Source organism: Paenibacillus sp. DMB5 (assembly GCF_001517085.1).
In the GTDB taxonomy this organism is placed as follows: Bacteria; Bacillota; Bacilli; order Paenibacillales; family Paenibacillaceae; genus Paenibacillus_AQ.
Genome location: NZ_LRAC01000037.1, coordinates 100,877 through 122,241, shown reverse-complemented (window position 1 = coordinate 122,241; position 21,365 = coordinate 100,877). Strand labels below are relative to the sequence as shown.

Genomic DNA, 21,365 nt, shown 5'->3' with positions numbered 1-21,365 from the left:
GAATCTATAAGATTATTAGCAGAGAAGCCTGTTGCATGCGGGGCTTCTCTATTTGATTTGATAACGTTTACAGAGTTAATAGGGGGACATGCAATGAAGAAAACACCGATGATGCTACAGCTGGCAGTGATTCTGTTCTGCATCATGGCCATACCGACAGCGATCCTGACGTGGTATAGCGGGGCACAGATTATAGAGAACTCGGAGACGGCCATCGGTGAATCCGCATTAGCCGGACTGAATGCCAACCGCAAGCTCAATGAGAATGCGCTGGCCAGTCTGGCACAGGATACAGCGCGCCTGGCTGCAGCTAATGTATTTGAACCGATCCGCAGCTTTGAAACCTATAACGAAGTGAACGCAAGTTACGCTAATTACACCAAGGCTAAGTCCGTACTGAATGAGCTGCTGAACTTGAACCGCCGTGTAGACGGGGTGAGTTCCTCCTACTTTTATCTGGCGGATTCTGATTATGTCATCTCTACTGATAACGCTATCACAACACTGGAACGTTACGAGCCGATGGACTGGACAACGGAAGCCCTTGAAGATCAGAGAGGAATAAGCGGGGTATGGGTCCCGCGCAAGCTTGCTTCGGGAGAACATGTTGTGTCATATGTCTATCCGCTCAACCGTCTATCCTCCCCGACAAGCGGATTGATTGTTGTCAACATGAAGGAGAGCCAGATCGGCAAATATCTGAATACAACAGAGGTAGAGGGCGGCAGCTCCCTGCTGCTGGGAGCGGACGGAAGAGTAATCTCACACAGTAACAAGTCGCTGCTGCTTACCGATGGTCTTGAGCTGCCTTTTGTACAGGAGATCCTGAATCAGGATTCCAGTGAAGGCTATGCATTCCGCGAGCTGGACGGCAACCGGATGGTCTATGCATGGAGCCGCTCGGCATTATCCGGCTGGTGGAATGTAAGCTGGAGTTCAATGGATAAGCTGATGGCAGAATCGCGTGAGATGCAGGGAAATATTATTTTGCTTACCGGAGCCATTATTGTGCTGGGAACCGTACTGGCTGTCGTTCTCGCAACCTGGCTGTCTAGGCCGCTCAGACAGCTGGTGCGGACTATACGCTCCAAAAGCGATCTGGAGGTTGCCAACAGGAATGAGCTTGCTTTCCTGGACATGGCCTTTAAGCGGATGCAGGAGGAGGAAGAGGGACTGTTCCGGCTGCTGCAGGAGCGTGAAGAGGATACCCGCAGCTTTGCGGTTCACCGTCTTTTGCGCGGAGAGATACCACCCCGGATTACGGAGGTATTTCCGGAGGCATGCTACAGAGTTGTTGTAGTCTCCATTGACCGCTACAGAGTGTATGTCGGCAATACCAATGTGGAGACGCGCAGCTACCACCGCTATCTGCTCAATACAAAGTACGAGAGTCTGTTTCCTGAAGGGGTTACGGCCCACTCGGTCTATCATACAGACGGCAGTATTGTTGTTGTGCTTAACTTTGCCCAGGAGGAGCATGGCTGCAGCAACGATTCGATTCGTCAGGCGCTGGAGACCATCCGGGATGAATCGCTTGAGCTGCTTACGCATACCGTCACCATTGCAGTTAGCGGTGTGGCGGATGCACCTGAAATGGTGGCCGAGCGGCTATTTGAAGCGATGGAATTAATTAAGCAGCGGATCATCAAGGGTGCCGGAAGCATTATGTACTGGCTGGAGGAAGATGAGCACAGCCGCAAATATATTGATTCCGAAAACAGTGAGCGGCGGATTCTCAACTTTCTGGATGCCGGAGATCTGGAGGGGATTTTCAAGGAGCTGGAGAATATCCGCGGTCTGATTAGCGCCGAACAGCATATTTCCTACGATAATATTATGTTCATCTATCACCAGCTGATCGGTGCGACGATCAAGCATCTGCGTGAGAATCATATCAGCACCGGAAGAACGGTTATGGGCAAAGGCGATATTTACAGTGTGCTGGCTGCGATGGATACACTGGATGAGCTGGAGGAATACCTGCATGCATTTTTCCGGGAGATTGTCCAGAACCTGGACCGCGGCCCGGCAGAGACCAATCACGGGGAACGGGTCATCCAATACCTGAAGGATCATTATAAGGAAGAAATTGTTCTAAAGGATATGAGCACTGAATTCGGAATCAGCTACTCTTATATGCGCAAGATCGTATACGAGCTGACCGGAAAAAGCATGATCGATTATCTGAATCAGCTGCGGATCGATAAAGCCAAGGAGCTGCTCCTCGATACGGATCTGACGATTAAGCAGGTTGCCGCAGAGGTCGGCTACTATAATGTCCAGAGCTTCAACCGGTTTTTCCGCAAATACGAGGGCATGCCGCCAAGCAGCTATAAAACGGCCAAGAGCAAGAGCTCCTAGGAGACGGCTCCGGCCGTTTTTTATTAGGAAACAGATGTTAATGAAAACGTTTTTAGCTATCAAAAATGATCATCCGCCCTCATGAAAGCCCTTTAAAACCGCGATTCTATCAGTTTTGATCGACAGCAGCATTACTCATTGTTTTCAAAAGCGGACAATCGGGCTAGCATAGATCTCGAGGCCGGTTAGGCAACTGGCACAGAGATGAAATGGTGTAGGAGGTGAGATTTTGAAAGTTGCAAACGCTTCAAAGACAAATCAAAATGCTCTACTAAGAAAGAATGAGCGCTTCGGGTTCCTCAAGCGTGACTGGCAGCTATATCTGCTGGTAGCGATTCCGCTGGCTTTTGTAATCGTATTCAAATACTTCCCGATGGCCGGGCTTGTAATCGCTTTTAAGGATTATAAGATCGCAAGAGGCTTCTGGGGCAGTGAGTGGGTAGGCTTCCAGATATTCCAGGATATTTTCGCCAAGCCTGATTTCGCAAAAGCGATCCGAAATACGCTGCTGCTCAACATTCTTGATCTCATATTCAGCTTCACAATGCCGATTATTCTGGCCCTGATGCTGAATGAAGTCAAAAGTGTAAAATTCAAACGCGTGAACCAAACGCTGCTGTATCTGCCTCACTTTCTGTCCTGGGTTATCATCGGGGCAATTGCGTACCAGCTGCTTAGTGAAGGCGGCGGTGTCGTCAACAATCTGATTGAATTGATGGGCGGTAACCGGGTACCTTTCCTTCAGGAGGATACGAACTGGCTGATCAGTTATCTGGCCATCGGGGTATGGCAGAGCATGGGCTGGGGAACGATTATTTACCTGGCTGCAATCAGTGGCATTAACCCGGAAATGTATGAAGCGGCAACGGTCGATGGAGCCGGACGCTGGAGAAAGGTATGGAATATTACCATTCCTTCGATCCGTGCAACCATTGTAACGCTGCTGATCATGAGTTTGGGTAAAGTCATGGAAGGCTCGTTCGAGCGGATCTGGTCGCTGCAGAATAAAGCCACCACAGAGTTCACAACGACCATACCGGTGCTGGTGTATCGTTGGGGGATCGAATCCGGTAACTTCAGCCGGGCGACAGCGGTTGGATTATTCCAGTCCGTAATCGGAATCATTCTTGTCATTACGGCTGACCGCATTGCCAAAAAACTCGGCGAAGACGGTATTTTATAGAAAGGAGAGAACCCGATGAGCGCATCAACCGGCAATCCTGCCGCACCAAGCAAAGGTCGTTTTGATATCTGGGATATTCTAATTAAATTCGCTATTATTCTATTCTCACTAGCCTGTTTATTACCGTTCCTGCATGTGGTATCGAAGTCCATGAGCGCTGACTCTTTTGTCATTGCCAATCAAGTATTTCTGTGGCCGAAGGGCTTCACTCTGGAGGCATACAGCAAAATTTTTGCTGATGCGAGTATCCTCCGCTCCTTGTACATTTCGGTTATCGTAACTGTAATGTTCACCGTGCTGGGAATGGTCCTGACCATCTGTGCAGCTTATCCGCTGTCCAGAGCCCAATTTAAGGGCAGCCGTGTCATCACCTTCTTCTTCCTGTTCACAATGTATTTCAGTGGAGGGATTATCCCGGATTACATGAACATTAACAATCTGGGTCTGATGGATACGATCTGGTCACTGGTTCTGCCGCTATCCTTCAGTGCTTTTAACCTGCTGATTATGAAGACGTCACTGACAAGCAGTATTCCGGTGAGTCTGGAAGAATCTGCGCGGATCGACGGCGCCGGACATTTCCGGATTCTCTGGAGCATTGTGATTCCGCTCTCCAAGCCAATTATCGCTACACTGTCGCTCTTCTACGCGGTTGGCCGCTGGAACGCCTATCAGGACGCTCTGTTCTATATCAAGCATGCCACTGATCTGCGCCCGCTGCAGCTCAAGCTGTACTATCTGGTCATCCAGGCCAGCGAGAGCTTCCAGCTGGAAGCAACCACAGTAACACTCAGTAATCCGGAAGTTCTTAAAGCGTCGGTCGTAGTCTTTGCAACTTTACCTATTCTCTGCGTCTATCCGTTTGTCCAGAAATACTTCGTTCAAGGTACGATGCTTGGCGCAGTCAAAGAGTAGTTGTAAAATCCGCAAGCAGCAGTTATACAGTCCGAAAATTCAAAATGGGGGTATTACAATGAACAAAAAGGGTTTTGTATCCTTAATGATGGCATCCGTCATGACAGCCGGCATGCTAGCCGGTTGCTCCGGAAACAACAACAACAACAATAGTGCAGGAAGCAGCAATGCGCCTGCGAACAACCTGGCTGAAGGCGAATTCGCTGATTATTCTCAGGGCTTTAAGGAAAAGGTAACCATTGACATCCCGGTCTATGAACGTGCGTTCGAAGGCTGGAATGTAACCGATAACTACTATACCCGCTGGGTACAATCCGAGTTCGGTGACAAATACAACATCGAGGTCAACTATGTTCCGATTACCCGCAGCAGTGAAGTAACCGATTACGAGCAGCTGCTGGCGTCACACAAAGCTCCGGACATTATTTTCCACTACGATATGCCGCAGGCGCTGACTTATTACGGCGAGGATGTTATGCAGCCGCTTAATTATGAAGAAATAGAAAATTATGCCCCTACTTACTGGGCCAATATGGGTGAAACCATCAAGCAGTACGGCACAGTGGACGATCAGAACATCTTCTTCTTCGCGGCACGTCCGGAAGCAGACAACTTCGTCAACATGATCCGTAAGGACTGGGTTGAGAAGGTTGGCATGAAGGTGGAAGACCTGACTTCCCTCGAGAAGTACAATGAAATGCTGGTAAAATGGAAAGAAGCCGGACTGGGCGTGACTGCCGGCAACCTGCTCCAGAACAACTTTAACTACAACTATGCCTTCCGTGAATGGCCGGTTGACAAGGAATACCGTGCGCTTTACTCCGATCTGAGTGTGGCTGACTTCACGACTGCAGATACCGAGCGTTTCCTGCGCAACCTGAACTATCAGTACAACAACGGCCTGATCGACAAAGAATTCTATCTCCGCAGCGACGACAATAAGGTTAAAGCTGAATTTGTTGCTGGCAAGACAGGTACTTATGCAACCTATCTGACCAACAACGCTGACGTTTTCGCAGCTACTTTGGCTAACAATCCGGAAGCCGAATTTGCTGTAATTCCTACTTATGCATTGGTACCTGAAGGCAATAAGCCTCAGCAACGCGCATACTGGCCGTTCGGCTTCATCATGGGGATCAACTATGAAACCTCTGCTGAAGAACGCGCCGCAGTCTGGATGTACCTGGAATGGCTGAGCCAGCCGGAGAACCTGTTCAAATTCCAGAACGGGGTTGAAGGCGAGAACTACACGCTTGATGCAGAAGGCATTGCAGTGAAGAACCCTGATTTCAAGGGCGAATCCGTTCTGGCACAGAACAACAACAAAGACTACTGGGCACTGGTAACTGAAATCGCTCAATATCCGGATGCCGAGAAGACACTGAAATCCAACATGCGTAACTGGTCACCTGCCGGTTATGAGTATCTGGCTGAAGATATGGTGAAATACTATAACGAAGCTGCTGAATTCCGTACACCGGACGCTATGTTCACCACTGTTCTTGAAAAGGTTAACGAGTATAAAGCGGATCTGAACTCCCTGTTCCAGGATCTGTACGTGAAGACTGTACTGGCTCCAGAAGCTGAGTTCGACGCAGTCTATGCTGAAGCCAAAGAAGCTTACCTGAATGCAGGCTACCAGGAGATTCTTGACGAGAAGCAGGCTGCGATCGACGCTGGCAAATTCCGTTAAGACCTGATATTAACAAAAACGAATAAACGCAAATAACAAAAATCCCCGGCGGATCTCCACAGTAGTGGAGGTCTGGCGGGGATTTTGTGCTGTTCACGTTATATAATGATAGGTATATGAAAGGAAGTGGTCCTATCCTTATCATTCTGGTATTACTCATATTGTTAGTGATAGTCCAGACCGTGTATATCCTGCATTATAAAAGCCAGGTCAGGAATATCGGCAATCAGCTGTCGTTTATTATGGAGCACCATTCATTCAAGTTTATTACAACACAATTAAAGCCGCGGGAAATCAGCAGTCTGGTCCGTGAATGTAATGCCCTGCTGGACCGCCAGCGGGCGGTCGATCAGCAGTTCAACCGCAAAAACGAAGAGATGAATTCCACCATCACCAGTCTGTCGCATGATATCAGAACTCCGCTTACGGCACTGGGCGGCTATCTGCAGTTAGCGCAGCGTTCACAAGATCAGCAGGACAAGGATCAGTACATCTCACAGGCCAGGTCGAGAATAGAGCAGATTATCAAGCTGGTAGACGAGCTGTTTTTATATACCAAGCTTCAAAATCCGGAGTATGTCTTTAAGCTTGAGTCCCTTGACATTGTTGGACTGCTGAAGCGGAACCTGTTCACCTTCATTGATGATTTTTCCCGGTCGGGATCTGAACCTGAGCTAAAGCTCCCGGAGCTGGCCGTTCCTGTTATAGGGGATATCAGTGCCGCAGAGCGGATTTTTGCAAATATCATCAGCAATTATCTCAAGCATGGAGAAGGGCCGTTTACTGTTGCTTGTGAGGAAAAAGAAGATACTGTATGCATACGCTTCACCAATCAGCTAAAAGCAGGTAGCAGGGTTAATGTTGAACAGATTTTTACCCGTTTCTATAAGGAAGATCCTTCCCGTACCGTGCATTCCTCCGGGCTTGGCCTCTCTATTGTGAAAGCGCTAATGGGCAAGATGGACGGACATACAGAGGCTGCATGCACAGAGCATACCTTTAGCATCAGTGTTGAATTCAAAAAAACAGTAAAGGAGCATGCACATGTGCGGTAACGGAAGCGGCAGGCGGATTCTGATCGTTGAGGATGACTGGCATATTAACGGGATCATCCGTGACGGCCTTGCATCAGCAGGCTTTGTGTGCACACAGGCGTATTCGGGCAGTGAGGGGAAAATGAATCTGGCTGCTCAGGAGTACCACCTTATTGTGCTTGATCTGATGCTTCCCGGGTTGTCCGGCGAACAGTTCATGCACTATTTGCGGAAGGAGCTTAAGTCCGGAATTCCGGTGATTATCCTCTCGGCCAAGGACGGGCTGGATCATAAGCTGAACCTGTTCGCACTAGGGGCCGACGATTATGTGACCAAGCCCTTTGAGATTGAGGAGCTGATTGCCCGCATTCATGTTCATATTCAGAGAAATAACGCTGGTGAACCAGCTAAGACTTTCCGGCATAAAAATCTGCTGCTGGACACAGACGCATACAGTGTGAACGTTCACGGAACGGCTCTCAATCTGACCAGGCAGGAATACCGGATTGTTGAATTGCTGGTGAAGAGCCCGGACCGGGTGTTCACGAAGCAGGATCTCTATGAGCTGGCTTGGGATGAGCTGTATATGGGCGAGGACAAAACAATAACCGTGCACATCAGCAATATCCGCAGCAAAATCAAACCGTACGACAGTGAAGCTTATATCGATACAATCTGGGGAATCGGCTTCCGGCTGAGTAAATAAGCGGCTTTGACATTTCTTAACCTTTTGTTGGCGATATCTTAGTTTCATCCTGTTAACCTGGTTGTAAGGAGGTGCGGGCCATGAACGATTGTATTATTGAATGCTGCGGACTTACCAAAAGGTATAAATCAAAAGCAGCCGTGCTGAATGCCGAGCTCAAAATATACAGGGGCGAAATTGTCGGGATCATCGGTAAAAACGGTGCAGGCAAATCGACCCTGCTGAAGATGATCGCCGGACTGGTGTATCCTACATCGGGAGAGCTGCATTTTTTCAACCGTGCGGCGGCCGGGGAGCAGTCTTTTTTTGAGCGGATGGGTGTGCTGATCGAGAACCCCGGACTTTACCCGAATGCTTCGGGTTATGAGAATTTGAAGCTTCTGGCTATAGCCTATGGCCTCAAGGACAGTAAAGCCAGAATAGAGGAATTACTGCAGCTGGTGGGGCTGGACAGTAACAATACGATAAAAGTTAAAGGGTATTCCATGGGGATGAAGCAACGGCTGGGTATCGCAGTCGCTTTGCTCGGTAACCCGGATGTACTGATCCTGGATGAGCCGATTAACGGTCTTGATCCGCAGGGGATTATGGAGATCCGGCAGCTGATTCTGGAGCTTAACAAGGAGGGGCTGACGATCCTTATTTCCAGTCATATTCTTGAGGAGTTATCCAAAATAGCCACCAAGTATGCCATAATCCATCAGGGCGAAATTGTCGAGGTGATCTCCAGAGAGGACCTGCAGCATAAGTGCGAGGAGCGGATTGAGATCAGTGTGGAAGCAGCAGAGGCGGCGATTCCTATTCTGGAGCGGGAACTGCACATTATGAAGTACAAGGTGGTTGACGGCCGGACTTTGTATGTATATGACACGGATATGCAAATCCGCCGGATTACGCAGGTGCTGGTTGAGCATGGAGTTATGGTGGATTCGATAACAAGGCACAAGCAGAGCCTGGAGCAATACTTACTGGAACGGACGGAAAGAGCGGGTGAACTTCATGCTTAATATTCTCAAAATGGATTTCTACCGCTTCCGGCGCAATAAAATCATGTATCTGCTGCTTCTGGTATTCTGTGCCTTCCAAATCTTCGGGATCTTTATGACAAAGCAATACGCGCAGGAGATGGAAAAAGGCGGTGTTTCCGTCAGCAGCCTGAATGAGAGTGATTTCATCCAATACACCATTTCGCAGCCGCCGTCGTGGATGCTGATTTACATTGCGGTGTTCAGCATTTTTTTCTACACAAGCGAATTCAATTCAGGATTCCATAAAAACTACATCCCGATGCATAGAGCCAGAGTTCATTCTGTCTGTTCAAAAATACTGGTTCTCGCAGCGTTTGTCGTTATGCTGTTCGTAACCATGCTCATTGCCGACTGGATCGGAAGATCGCTGTTTTTTGACAATACCAGTCTCGGTGATCCTATGTACCTGATCAAGCTGCTGCTCAGCCAATTCATGCTGCACTGGGCGTTCTCCATTCTTATTCTCTATATCGTTATGGCCGTCAAAAATGTGCTGGTCAGCCTTACCGCCGGATTTGTTCTGGCACTGAATGTGGCAGGGATAGCTCTGTCTGCACTGGAATCGCTGGTTAACGGCCCGCAGCTGTCGCAGTATCTGCTCATGAACACCATCGTCCGGGTAAAGGATTTCAATAACATCAATGATATCCTGCATACAGCAGCGGTTGCGGTGATTGTAATTCTTGTATTCGGTTTCCTTGCGGTCCGTTATAAGCTGCGGGAGGATTTAAACTGAGAGGCTGGGGAATGAGGTAGCGGTCGGATGAAGCATGGGTAAGCCCGTACCTATTTCTCCCGTACAGGCACTTCTGGGCACTAACCCACATACAATAAAAGGACCATGAACCCGTAGTTCTCATCATAGACCGGTTTCATTGTACATGTGCGGGAGGTGTCGCCAAGTTGCCAGGGATCATAAGTACAATCGCGCTGCTGATTAAAGAGTTAACACTGCTGGTGTCGTATGTAAGAAACAACGCTTTTCCACAACCACTCTCCGAGCAGGATGAAAGCAAATACTTAGGCATGATGGCTGAGGGAGACGCCAAGGCTAGAAATCTGTTAATTGAACATAATCTGCGGCTTGTTGCCCATATAGTCAAAAAATTCGACAACACCGGTGAAGACATGGAGGATTTGATCTCCATCGGCACCATTGGGTTGATCAAAGCCATTGAGAGCTACCGCCCGAACAAAGGAACGAAGCTCGCTACGTTCGCGGCCCGATGTATCGAGAATGAGATATTGATGCACCTCCGTTCGCTGAAAAAGACCCGTAAAGACGTGTCTCTCCATGATCCGATTGGGACAGACAAGGAGGGGAACGAGATTACCCTGATTGATATCCTCGGGTCGGAGACGGATGATGTCATCAAAGAGGTCGATCTGAAGATCGAGAAAAGCAAAATCTACCGTAACCTCGATATTCTGGACGAACGGGAGAAGGAAGTGGTCGTCGGCCGCTTCGGCCTGGACACCGGCGGGGAGGAGCGGACGCAGCGGGAGATTGCGAAGGATCTGGGGATCTCGCGGAGTTACGTGTCGCGTATAGAGAAAAGGGCGCTGATGAAGCTTTATCATGAGTTTTATAAGGCGAAGCGTTAACTCATAAATTGCCTGTAGGAATGAGACATTAAAGGTCTCAGTCTTACAGGTTATTTATTTTAGAAAACTCAATGATTAGATTCTATACACCATGCTTTTAAGTTGATATAAATTGTGCTTTGCTGTGGTATATCCGAGCTATAAACAGAAATGAAGTATTTCTATATTGATGAATTTTACACAGGACCTTGCAAAATCGTTAGAGAAGATAGTACGGGTAAGATAGAGAAAATGAATGAACAGGATTAAAGGAGGGGAGATGGTGGAAGCATTAAAGGCAACACTTCATAGAATCCGCAGCCTCAAAAAATTCACTCAGGCTGGGCTTCCGAATCTCACGGAGAGATGAAGATAATTTTTTGAACATCTATGAAGATATAAAAATTAATATACTTCCGGCTTTTTGTATAGAAAAAGAGGGTTTTTATTACTTACTGTGATAATATGGATTTTCTAAGTTAGAATAACTGACATGAATATTTAAGAGTGGATTTTGGATTTGAAGATTAAAAAGAGTAAGAGATACCGCAATCTCGACACCGGCGGGAAGAGCGGATACGGCGGTAGACGAAGGAATTGGAGATCTCGAGGAGTTATGTGTCAAGGATAGAGAGGGAGCGCTGAAGAAGCTTTATCATAAGTTTGATAAGGTCGATAAGGTCTAGCGGTGAGTGTGTAGGCTACAAGGTAGTGGTGATAACAAAATGTATATAAGAATCGGCTCATCCCAGGATAAGCCGATTCATGTATAGCTATCAGATGCTGCTCTTATTCATTCAATACTCAGGTAATGGTTCTAACCGTTTGTCTTTCTACAATGGAGTGTACGCATATTTGACTCTGGGCGATTTCCCCTGATTCAATCATATTAATCAGCTTCTCTGAAGCGATCATTCCAATGTCATGAAGCGGCTGCCGGACTGTAGTCAATGGCGGATTAACCATCCGGGCTAACCGGAGATCGTCGTATCCCATGATGGAGATGTCCTCGGGTACGTTCAGTCCATGCTGTGTAGCGGTTGAAAGAGCACCGATTGCCATCTCGTCACTGGCGGCAAATACTGCAGTAACTTCAGGTGCTTTCTTTAAGATGGACTTCATGGCTCTGCTGCCGCTTTCATACATGAAGTCTCCATATGTGAGATAACTGCTGTTAAAAGCAATTCCGTGGGCTTCCAGCGCCTTGCGGTATCCTTCGACTCTCGGCGTCCCTGCGATGGGATCACCTTTGGTTCCGCTAATCATGGCAATTCTGCGGTGGCCTTTGGAGACCAAATAATCGACTGCATCATAGGCGGCTTGAAAATCATCGACCTTAACATAAGGCACATTGGGGAAATCGGTCTGGGAAGAGATTAGCACTACCGGGACTCTCATGTCCTCGAGCAGGTCATAATACTCCTCCTTAAGTACTTCACTGGAGAAAAGAATCCCGTCAACCTGCTTCTCGCGCAGAAGCTGCAGATACTTTAGTGTGCGTTTGCCGTCTTGATCGGTATTACAAACCACCACACTGTAATTGTGGTTATGGAGATATTCGTCGATTCCGTGCAGCAGATCGGAAGAGAAGGCACTCGACACATCAGGAAATAACACGCCGATGGTTTGGGTACGCTTGTTGATCAAGCCGCGGGCGATTGCATTGGGCTGATACTTCAGCTCTTTAATGGTCTGATCTACCTTTTGCTTCGTTATATCTGAATAGCCGCCCAGGTTATGCAGCACTCGAGAGACTGTGGCGATAGAAACATTCGCCTTCTGGGCAACATCTTTAATTGTGGGATTCATGTAATCTCCTGCCTATCGGTTAGCGTTAAATTAACAAAGGAAATGAAGTAAACGTTTACGAAGAATATAAGTCCTAACATATATTTTGTCAATAACGTTCATGTGTTAGAAAAGTAAGCATTGACAAGGAAAAATAATCAGGATACTTTATAGTAAGCGTTTACGTATTGCGAATATCAAGCGGAGAGAGATGTGATGCTTTGAATTGGCAATTAGTATTTTTCGGACTGGGCAGGGAATATCTCAGCAAAAGATCTTTTTTACCTATTTGAGTAAACGTTTACGTTACTCAAACCTCCTTTCTAAAAGCTGTACCTCTTTAAAAGCCAACATCCGTATCCAGTCTTGGCAGCATTGTTTTCTTCAAAATTATGAGTATGAAGGAGTGGTCTTATGGTCAGGAAACAAGCATTTCTATTTCTTTGTTTAGTGCTGTTACTGGTTCAGACGTTTACATCAGGTTATGCCCGCAGTGGAACGGCTCAGGCGGAGCCGGCAGGTGAGGTCAACCCAAAAATACTAAAGATGGTGCCCTCAAAGGCCCGCTTCGCTCCGGGTGAGGCCGCAGAACTGATCTTGACCCTGGATCAATCTGCGGATTGGAGCGGCAAGCTGCATATGGAGATTTATCAGCTGAATACGCTGATCGCCGAAGGCAGCAAAGATCTGACGGTTCTGCAGAAAGGAAGCAACATCCTTACCGTGGGCTGGACACCCCCGGCTGGAGATTTCCGCGGGTATATGGCCAAGGCCTGGATCGGAGGCGCTGCACCAACGGATTATGCAACCGCAGCCATCGATGTTTCAAGTGATTGGACGCATTTCCCAAGATACGGATATGTAGCGGATTTCCCGCAGGAAACAGCGGAAGAGAGTGACTCCAAGCTCAGAGAATTGTCTCAGGACTACTACATTAATGCCTACCAGTTCTACGACTGGATGTGGCGTCATGATGTCTCGGTTTATTCCAAAACAGATGAGAACGGACAACCGCTGACAGATGGGGACGGAAATTTTATCGATGAGGATATTAACACGGATACACATTATATGGATCTGCTGGGGCGTTCGCTGTATCCCTTGAGCGTTAAGCAGCAGGTAGAGGCTGCCCAGAAATACGGCTCTGCAGCCATGGCCTATCAAATGAATTATGCGGCGCGTGAGAACTATGAAGATTTCGGCGTGAGCCCGGAATGGGGACTCTATAACAGTGCTCAGCTTGACCAAAATAATCCGCAGAAAGACCAAAACGGCTATACCTTTGATGTGAACGGGAAAAAAACCTCCCTGTTCCTGCAAGACCCGGGCAACAAGTTCTGGCAGGATTATATTACCAGACAATTTGACCGTTCGATTAACACCTTTGGGTTCGACGGCATCCACCTGGACCAATGGGGAGCAAATGACAACAATTATCTGTATGACTATAACGGCAACAAGCGTTACTATTCTCTGGATTATGCCCGGCTGATTAACTCGGTTAAGGATTCTTTGCTTGCAAATAATCCCGATAAGAGCAAGGTTACATTCAATATGGTGGGAGGCAATGCCGAATATAGCGCTGTCCCTAATCCGGATACGAAAACCGATTTCGACTACAGTGAGATTTGGCAGGACCGCAACCATTACCGCGATATCCAGAAGGTTGTGGAAGATACCCGGGAGAAAGACGGCGGCAAAGCAATGGTTATTGCCGGCTATATGAACTATAAGGAGGCTACAGGTCTGCCGACCCGGGGGACGGAAGCTCTGGATGTTCCGGTAACGCTGGATTACCGGTCCCGGATCACCAAAGCTTACGGTTGGGTAGGCAACTTTGGACGCAAAGATACGGATGCGGTGACGTTTACAGTAAATGCACCCGCAGACGGTCTGTATACGCTTGTTCTCAATTACGGGCAAGGCAATGGCTCCGGTGCTCCGGAAGGCAAGCTGATTGTTAACGATGAAATTGCTGCGGCAGCCATCCCCTTTGAAGCCAATACGGGTTGGGGGAACCCGACTGCACAAGCTACAGTGGCAGCAACGCTGAAGAAGGGTGAAAATTCAGTTAAACTCACGCTGAACACCAATAACCAGTGGCTTAATCTCGCGAGCCTGGAGGTGCAGGGCCAAGGGATTAACGAACGCTACGAGGCGGTAGATGCCAAGCTGGATACTGTAATTGTGGATCAGTACAGCAATGTGTATTATTTTGATACCGCAGGCGATTACGTGAAGTTCCAGGTGAACGTTCCAGCTGAAGGAGATTATCCGCTTGGATTCAGCTTTGCTTCGGATTGGCAAGCGGTGAAACGTGAGCTGCTTGTTAATGATGTGCCTCAGGGAGAGGTTACATTTGCCGGTGTGGGAACATGGGATAAGTTCTCCGTGATAAACAATCTGCAGACTGTTCATCTGAAGGAAGGCGATAACACGATAACCCTGAAATCCTCTACAAATGATCTGGGTATCAAGCTCCAATATATGACTGTCGGCACACAGAAATACTACACGCTGTATGCGGATATCCCGCAAACCAACAGCATGAATTACAGTGAGAGCAAGACGGATAATTTCGGACAGACCGGGCAGACGGTCACCTATAATGTATATGCAGACCGTCCGCTGGACAAGATTACGGTCCTGTATCATGGAGATAATGATCCTGTAATGTCGGTACTGGTGGACGGGGAGCCGGCTCCGCAGGCACAGAATATCACGTTCCCCAAAACAGCTGGCGGCTGGAGCGGTACCATGCAGCCCCTTGAAGTGTCAGTCCCGCTCCAGAAGGGATACCAGAAGGTTACGCTGAAGATGGAATCCAGCGGACAATATACCAATGTTGGCGGGATTATAGCCGGAGGGTACGAATACAGCACAGGCAGCGCTGAAGTGACTGGAGGAGTTGTTCCTATAACCGGATATGCCTCCGATTTCAATAATGTCAATGATCGCTTGGCGTTTACAGTAAATACAATGCAGTCAGGCCTCTATGATCTCGGCTGGATTTATCAAAATGATGCCCAGGGAGCAGTGACCATCAGCCGCAGCGTTTATGTCAACAATGACGCGGGAACTCCAGTAAGCTTTGCGCCAACCACCGGCTCCCGCTGGGGAGAAGCGGCAGTTAAAGGCATCCCGCTGGCAGAAGGTGAAAACACCATTATTATTAAAATGCCGGAAGGCCAGGACAGCGGGATCAGGCTGGATAAGCTGAACATTACCTTATCCGGTGACCCGGACGCTGTAACCCGCAGCTATGAAGCTGAAAGTACAAACACGGAATCACCGTTCTCACTCTATAAGGATACCGTGCTGAATTTTGGCGAAGCCGGCCAGCAGGTAACCTATCCGGTGAACATCCCTCAATCGGGGGAGCAAAGTCTGATCTTCACATATTCCAATCCGGGCGGTTTAACGACCCGTTCAGTTTATATTGACGGTGTGCGCGCTAAGGATGAACATGGCAAGGAGCTGAAGATCGGATTGGACAGCACAGAGAGCAGTGAGAAGTACAGCGGGGACGGCTATGTGATTATTCCACACATGGAAGCGGGCATTCATACCGTTACCCTTCGTATGGAAGCGGACGATATCGCCGGAACGATCCAGCTGCGCGGGGTAACGGCGGGTTATTTCAACGAGCCGTCTGTACGGCTGATGGATGCCGGGCTGGCATCGATGGGTGCTACTCATATTGAGCTGGGGACTGCTGAGCAGCAATCGGAAGGCCCGAACATGCTGGCCCATGAATATTATCCAAACCGCAGCAAAAAAATGCTGGCCTCCACCAAGGATTCCATGCAGGAATATTATAAATTTAATGCAGCCTATGAAAACCTGCTATTCGGCAGCACAGCCGATTCTTCAACAATGGTATTCGTAGAGGCTGATGGCGGCAAGCTGGCTATAAGCAAAGACGGAACGGAGAATACAATTTGGGCAACCGTCCGAAAAAATGACACGAATCCAGGCTTTGAACGGTATGACGTGCTGCATCTGATCAATTTGTTTAACAATGACAGTAACTGGAGAAATGCAGCCAATGAGCCGGCAGTCCTCCACTCCTTGGAAGTATCATACGATATCGGGATTACGCAGAAAGAAGTACCGAAACTGAAGGTCTATGCCGCTACGCCTGACGCCGGGCACGGCCTGTCACAAGAGCTGGAGTATTCCTGGGATGGTGAGAAGCTGCTGATTAAACTGCCTTCTCTGCAGTATTGGACAATGATTTATATCGACAAAGACCCGGTAACAGTAACAGTACAGCCTATCTTCAGCAGTGAAGAACCCTGTCTTCCAACCGAGGCACCGGCTGTAACCGCTGCTCCAACACCGGCAGCCACTGCTGTGCCGGGATCAACGGGAAGCCATGCCTCGAATACGGCTACGCCGACTCCGGCAGCAGCAGAAAGGGAGGCCCTTGTCCTGCAGGCTGAGGACCTAAACGTGGCGGCCGATGGGAATATCACAATTGCGGTCAATGAGGAGAAGTACAATCGGATGCTCATTCCGGTTTCTGCTATAGAGGGATTACAAGGAGATAGCCTGCTGCTTCAAGGCAATAGGTTCACCCTGCATTTCATGCAGGACCATGTTCTTCAGCTTCTTGAAGCGAACAAAGGGAAACTGACAGCCGAGTCAAACATTCAGATTACATTTAACAAGCTCGAGCCAAAGGATGCTTTTCTTCCGGACGGGAAGCCTTGGATCTCAGCAGGACCCGTCTATGAATTTGAATTCGGAGTGACGACGGCAAACGAAGGCGTATCCAGACTTGATTCTTTCAGAAGTCCAATTCAGCTCACCTTAAAGTTTGACGGACTTACTGGACAAGGGGAACTTAATGATTTGCTGGGGATCTACTCTTTCCTGGAACCGCTCCAAAAGTGGGAGTATGTCAACAGCAGAGCAGATTCAGCAGCACAGCAAATCAGTGCGGACCTATATCACTTCAGCCGTTATACCATATTCGCTTACGACAAATCATTTACTGATGTGCCTGCGGAGCATTGGGCGTTCAAGGCCATTCATACCTTGACGGCGAAGCATGTGATTAGTGGAATGACAGAGAATACATTCGTTCCCTCGGCGAAGATCACACGTGCACAGTTTGCAGCCTTATTGGTCAGAGTGCTTCAATTGAAGGCTGACCGTCCTGTTGCGTTTAAGGATGTCGCTGCAGACAGCTGGTATGCGGAGGATATTGCTGCTGCTTATCAGGCAGGTTTGATTACCGGAAGAAGCGGGGAACGATTTGCGCCTAATGAACCTATAACCCGGCAGGAGATGGCGGTGATGCTGGCAGGCGCATTTATAAAGGCTGGCGGTACTGATAGGTCAGAGGAGTTATCATTAGCCTTCCGGGACAGCAAAGAAATTTCAGCCTGGGCACAAGCAGCGGTTCAGATTGTACAATCTGCCGGTCTGATGAAAGGTTATGCAGATGGGTCCTTTTTACCTGAAGCTCATGCTACCCGGGCAGAAGCGGCACAAGCCATAGCGTATTTGATAAAATAGAGCAAAGGAACTTAACTCATGCCGTTCAAGGGTCACCGAGGTGGCCCTTTGAGTCAACTTCCATTTAAAGGCCCCACTTTGTGGGGTTATTTTACTGTCAGATCACAGGAAGGAAGCATTATGAAGAACAGAAAAAATTCACTGGGTGTAAGGCTTATTCAACTCTTTGCTGCTATAACGATTCCTCTGCTCACTGTACTTTTTGCAGGAGGATACTATGCCAAGCAGAATGTTCTGGATCAGGTATCCAGGTCCTATCAGAACCTTGTTAGTTCCAACCTGCAAATGATGGAGAGCAGCCTCGGGGATATTACGATTAATCTGGTGGATATTGTTGATCATGATGAGAACTTTCTTGAGCTCACTTCCCCGGGGCTGACAGATTCCGAATATTTTTTCTCCCGGATGGGGCTTATGCAACGAAATCAAGCCTATCAGGCTTATTATCATAGCGTGGACATGTTCTATCTGTACTCCAGCGTCAACGATACACTGACAGTGTCCAATGTACTGGGAACAACAGAAGATTATATGGATGAAGTCCGGGAAGCAATTACAGGGACGGTTCATAACACGGATCAATTAGAATCGCTCCGGTATAGATGGACCCTCATTAAGATCGCAGGAGATTACTATCTGAACCGGATAGCAGGCAATGACCTGGGCAGTCCCGCCTATATTGGCGCACTTATCCGAATCGACTCCCTGCGTTCACCGCTAGGCAATCTAAACCTGCAATCCGGCGGGGATGTGCTTATCGTAGATAATGACGGGAATATCTTGACCAGTCCTTCAGAAACAATGGGATATAATTTCAAGCTGCCGCGTGAGGAGCTGAGCCGGAATGCTTCGTTTTCCTTTTCTCATCAAGGCGTAAAATTATTCGTTGTGTCCAGCCAGTCAGCGACTCTGGGAATCAATCTCTCCGTGGTCATCCCCGCTTCAGAGCTGCTTCAGGGCTTGAATATCTTCCAGATGATTATTAATGTGCTTCCTTTTTTTATTTTGATCATTCTGCTGGTCTACTTATATTATTTTCGCCGCATGGTCATCCGTCCGATTCTGGATTTACTGGGGGGAATCCACCGGATTAGGAAAGGTTCTATGGAGACCCAGCTTCCGTCTTCTAATCTGTTAGAGTTTCAAGCACTGAATCAGGCATTTAATTCTATGGTTGTTGAAATACAAGATTTAAAAATTGATGTCTATGAGGAACGGTTACATGCGCAAAAAGCAGAAATGAAGCATCTGCAGATGCAAATTAATCCGCACTTTTTCCTGAATACGCTCAATATTGTTTTTCAGCTTGCCGATCTGCAGCGATATGAACTGGTGAAAAAGACGGTGCGCCATTTGGTACAGTATTTCCGCTTTATGCTTAAGGTGAAGGAGAACAGTATAACTTTAGGACAAGAAATGGAGCATCTCCGCAATTATCTTGAAATTCAAAAGATGCGCTATCAACAGTCCTTTGAATTTCAGATTACTGTAGCCGAAGAGCTTAGAAGCGCCGTAATACCGTCCTTGATCATACAGCCATTTGTAGAAAACGCCATGCTCCATGGCATAAGTTTAAAAACCGAGACGTTCTGTCTGGATATTTCGGCAGTCCGTTCTGAAGAAGTGAATGATACCATGATTGTTGAGATTTCGGACAACGGAAAAGGCAGCAGTCCCCAGAAACTGCAGGAGTTAAATGCTCCTGATTACACGCCGGGAACTGAGGAAGGTCATATCGGGATCTGGAATGTGAAACAGAGGCTGGCCATGCGATATCAGGGGCGTGCCGGCATTCACTTCAGCGGGAATGAGCCATCCGGATTCCGGGTGCGCCTGATCCTGCCCATTGAATATACAGAAGGAGAACGATAAGCTATGCGATTATTGATTGTGGATGATGAACAATTTGCTGTAGAGGGCCTTCTTTACTGCTGTAACTGGAACGAGGCTGGAATTGAAGAGGTTGTGACAGCTAATAGAGCAGACAGAGCCAGAGAAATAATAAATGAAAAAAAGATTGATCTGCTGATATGCGATATTGAAATGCCCGATGAAGACGGGCTTTCGCTGGTTGGCTGGGTAAAAGAACACTCGCCCTGGACGGAAACCATCTTTCTGACCTGTCATTCCGAATTTTCCTATGCCAAAAGAGCAGTTAACCTCGGGAGCTTCGATTATCTGCTCAAGCCTGTTGATACAGCTGAACTGTTGTCTGTCGTATCGGGGATGATTGCAGCTGTCCGTGAGAAAGAAGAGTACGAGTCTTACAATAAAATGTACCATAAGTATCTTAATCTGTGGCAGCAAGAGAAGCCGAAGCGGGTGGAGCGTTTCTGGCAGGATTTGTTGTCCCGCAGCATTCTGTCTTTTGGAGATTTTTTCGAACGGGAGCTGGCAGGCGCCGGCGTGGGGTTAGAGCCTGCTGATCTGGTGTTGCCCATCCTGATCAGTATTGAAAATTGGAATAAACCCTTAAGCCCGCGAGATCAGGAGATTATGGAATATGCCGTCAAAAAAGCGGCGGCAGAATTCTTCACAGAGCAGTACCAAGGCGAGGCCGTTACTGATAAAAACGGGGTTTTGTTCATTCTGCTGTATGCCAAAGGCGGGGAAGCCGGGAAGCCTGGTATTCAGCAGCTAAAAGCTACCGGACAGCATTTTATTAAGGCATGCCAGGATATGTTCTACAGCATAGTAACCTGCTATGTCGGCTCGTTCAAATCCCTTCAACAGCTGCCGGGAATGTGCGAGAGCTTAAAGACAATGGAGCGTGACAACATTTCCCGGACACAATCGGTGCTCATATACATCCCTCAGGACCAAGTGCCGCTGTCCCCGGAGTCGGAAGGTATAGAACTTGATGATTTAGTTGCTTATATGCTAACCGGAAAACGTGAGTCTGCTGTGCAATTTATCCATAACCTGGCTGAAAAATTGCAGGCTGATCCATGCTTTCAGGGAAGACATTTGGACGCATTGCATCAGGATACGTTGCAGATTATATACCACTTCCTGCAAGTCAGAGGAATTAATGCAGGCAGTATAGCCAAGTTTACAGATTGGACAAGCGCCCGCATCCGGGGACTGTCTCAATACAGGCATTGGGCAGAAGGAATGGTATCTGCCGTTATGGAAGCAGAGTTCGAACGGCAGGAAAAAGGGGGCGTGATTGAGCGGTCCATCCGCTACATTCAGCACAATGTGGAAGAAGAAATCTCCAGGGATATTGTCGCTGATTATGTGGGGTTGAATCCGGCTTATCTCTCCAGGCTATTCAAAAAAGAAACAGGCCAAAGTCTCATTGATTTCCTGATTTCAGTTAAGATGAACCGTACCCGCGAGCTGCTGGACACTACGGATCTGCCGGTCAGCGCGATAGCACAACAGGTAGGATACAGTAATTTTTCGCATTTTACCAAGATGTTCCGCAAGCAGTTTGATGTCAATCCCCAGGAATATCGTAAAGTCACAAAACGAATAGACTGAGGTTATAAAAACGGCAGAGCAGCTGCAGTCAACTTCTTATAATGAAGACATAACCCAATAA

The 21,365-nt window shown here is 47.9% G+C and carries 13 protein-coding genes; 12 read left to right on the top strand and 1 reads right to left on the bottom strand.

Annotation, left to right across the window (positions count from 1 at the left end):
* Positions 1–93 precede the first annotated feature (93 nt).
* The 9 genes from AWJ19_RS07200 (at position 94) to sigK (ending at position 10,525) form a co-directional block, all read left to right on the top strand.
* Entirely contained in the window at positions 94–2,361 is a 2,268-nt protein-coding gene (locus tag AWJ19_RS07200) for an AraC family transcriptional regulator (protein WP_068722492.1), read from the top strand.
* 229 nt (positions 2,362–2,590) lie between these two features.
* A complete protein-coding gene (locus AWJ19_RS07195) occupies positions 2,591–3,544 on the top strand; it encodes an ABC transporter permease subunit (protein ID WP_068722491.1) in 954 nt (317 codons plus the stop codon).
* A gap of 15 nt (positions 3,545–3,559) precedes the next feature.
* The gene (locus AWJ19_RS07190; RefSeq protein WP_068722489.1) at positions 3,560–4,459 is read left to right on the top strand and encodes a carbohydrate ABC transporter permease; all 900 of its coding nucleotides are present in this window, start codon (positions 3,560–3,562) and stop codon (positions 4,457–4,459) included.
* Between the two features lie 58 nt (positions 4,460–4,517).
* Positions 4,518–6,152 (top strand): ABC transporter substrate-binding protein, encoded by a 1,635-nt coding sequence (locus tag AWJ19_RS07185; RefSeq protein WP_068722487.1) that lies wholly within the window; start codon positions 4,518–4,520, stop codon positions 6,150–6,152.
* A 242-nt stretch (positions 6,153–6,394) separates the two neighbouring features.
* Complete coding sequence (locus AWJ19_RS07180; protein WP_198536487.1) at positions 6,395–7,207, top strand: HAMP domain-containing sensor histidine kinase; 813 nt, start codon at positions 6,395–6,397, stop codon at positions 7,205–7,207.
* Positions 7,197–7,892, top strand: coding sequence for a response regulator transcription factor (locus AWJ19_RS07175; protein ID WP_198536486.1), 696 nt, complete (start codon positions 7,197–7,199; stop codon positions 7,890–7,892). Before AWJ19_RS07180 ends, AWJ19_RS07175 begins: the two co-directional genes overlap by 11 nt.
* Positions 7,893–7,972: 80 nt before the next feature.
* Positions 7,973–8,899, top strand: coding sequence for an ATP-binding cassette domain-containing protein (locus AWJ19_RS07170; RefSeq protein ID WP_068722480.1), 927 nt, complete (start codon positions 7,973–7,975; stop codon positions 8,897–8,899).
* A complete protein-coding gene (locus AWJ19_RS07165; protein WP_068722478.1) occupies positions 8,892–9,656 on the top strand; it encodes an ABC transporter permease in 765 nt (254 codons plus the stop codon). The genes AWJ19_RS07170 and AWJ19_RS07165 overlap by 8 nt, the downstream gene beginning before the upstream one ends.
* A 167-nt stretch (positions 9,657–9,823) precedes the next feature.
* Positions 9,824–10,525, top strand: coding sequence for an RNA polymerase sporulation sigma factor SigK (sigK, locus tag AWJ19_RS07160; RefSeq protein WP_039870896.1), 702 nt, complete (start codon positions 9,824–9,826; stop codon positions 10,523–10,525).
* A gap of 783 nt (positions 10,526–11,308) precedes the next feature.
* On the opposite strand, the gene AWJ19_RS07155 is transcribed toward sigK, so the two are convergent.
* Complete coding sequence (locus AWJ19_RS07155; protein ID WP_068722476.1) at positions 11,309–12,313, bottom strand: substrate-binding domain-containing protein; 1,005 nt, start codon at positions 12,311–12,313, stop codon at positions 11,309–11,311.
* Positions 12,314–12,706: 393 nt separating this feature from the next.
* Here AWJ19_RS07155 and AWJ19_RS07150 point away from each other — a divergent pair, with 393 nt between their 5' ends.
* From AWJ19_RS07150 to AWJ19_RS07140, 3 genes are all read left to right on the top strand, one after another.
* A complete protein-coding gene (locus tag AWJ19_RS07150) occupies positions 12,707–17,818 on the top strand; it encodes a glycoside hydrolase family 66 protein (protein ID WP_068722468.1) in 5,112 nt (1,703 codons plus the stop codon).
* 120 nt (positions 17,819–17,938) lie between these two features.
* Positions 17,939–19,690, top strand: a complete 1,752-nt coding sequence (locus AWJ19_RS07145) for a histidine kinase (RefSeq protein ID WP_068722467.1) — start codon at positions 17,939–17,941, stop codon at positions 19,688–19,690.
* A 3-nt stretch (positions 19,691–19,693) separates the two neighbouring features.
* A complete protein-coding gene (locus AWJ19_RS07140; RefSeq protein WP_068722465.1) occupies positions 19,694–21,304 on the top strand; it encodes a response regulator in 1,611 nt (536 codons plus the stop codon).
* The last annotated feature ends 61 nt before the right edge of the window (positions 21,305–21,365 follow it).

Excerpts from the sequence above, each read along its gene's own strand:
- AWJ19_RS07165 (WP_068722478.1), top strand. The coding sequence starts at position 8,892 with ATGCTTAATATTCTCAAAATGGATTTCTACCGCTTCCGGCGCAATAAA.
- AWJ19_RS07180 (WP_198536487.1), top strand. The coding sequence starts at position 6,395 with ATGGAGCACCATTCATTCAAGTTTATTACAACACAATTAAAGCCGCGG.
- AWJ19_RS07170 (WP_068722480.1), top strand. The coding sequence starts at position 7,973 with ATGAACGATTGTATTATTGAATGCTGCGGACTTACCAAAAGGTATAAA.
- AWJ19_RS07145 (WP_068722467.1), top strand. The coding sequence starts at position 17,939 with ATGAAGAACAGAAAAAATTCACTGGGTGTAAGGCTTATTCAACTCTTT.
- AWJ19_RS07175 (WP_198536486.1), top strand. The coding sequence starts at position 7,197 with ATGTGCGGTAACGGAAGCGGCAGGCGGATTCTGATCGTTGAGGATGAC.
- AWJ19_RS07200 (WP_068722492.1), top strand. The coding sequence starts at position 94 with ATGAAGAAAACACCGATGATGCTACAGCTGGCAGTGATTCTGTTCTGC.
- AWJ19_RS07150 (WP_068722468.1), top strand. The coding sequence starts at position 12,707 with ATGGTCAGGAAACAAGCATTTCTATTTCTTTGTTTAGTGCTGTTACTG.
- AWJ19_RS07140 (WP_068722465.1), top strand. The coding sequence starts at position 19,694 with ATGCGATTATTGATTGTGGATGATGAACAATTTGCTGTAGAGGGCCTT.
- AWJ19_RS07155 (WP_068722476.1), bottom strand. The coding sequence starts at position 12,313 with ATGAATCCCACAATTAAAGATGTTGCCCAGAAGGCGAATGTTTCTATC.
- AWJ19_RS07185 (WP_068722487.1), top strand. The coding sequence starts at position 4,518 with ATGAACAAAAAGGGTTTTGTATCCTTAATGATGGCATCCGTCATGACA.
- AWJ19_RS07190 (WP_068722489.1), top strand. The coding sequence starts at position 3,560 with ATGAGCGCATCAACCGGCAATCCTGCCGCACCAAGCAAAGGTCGTTTT.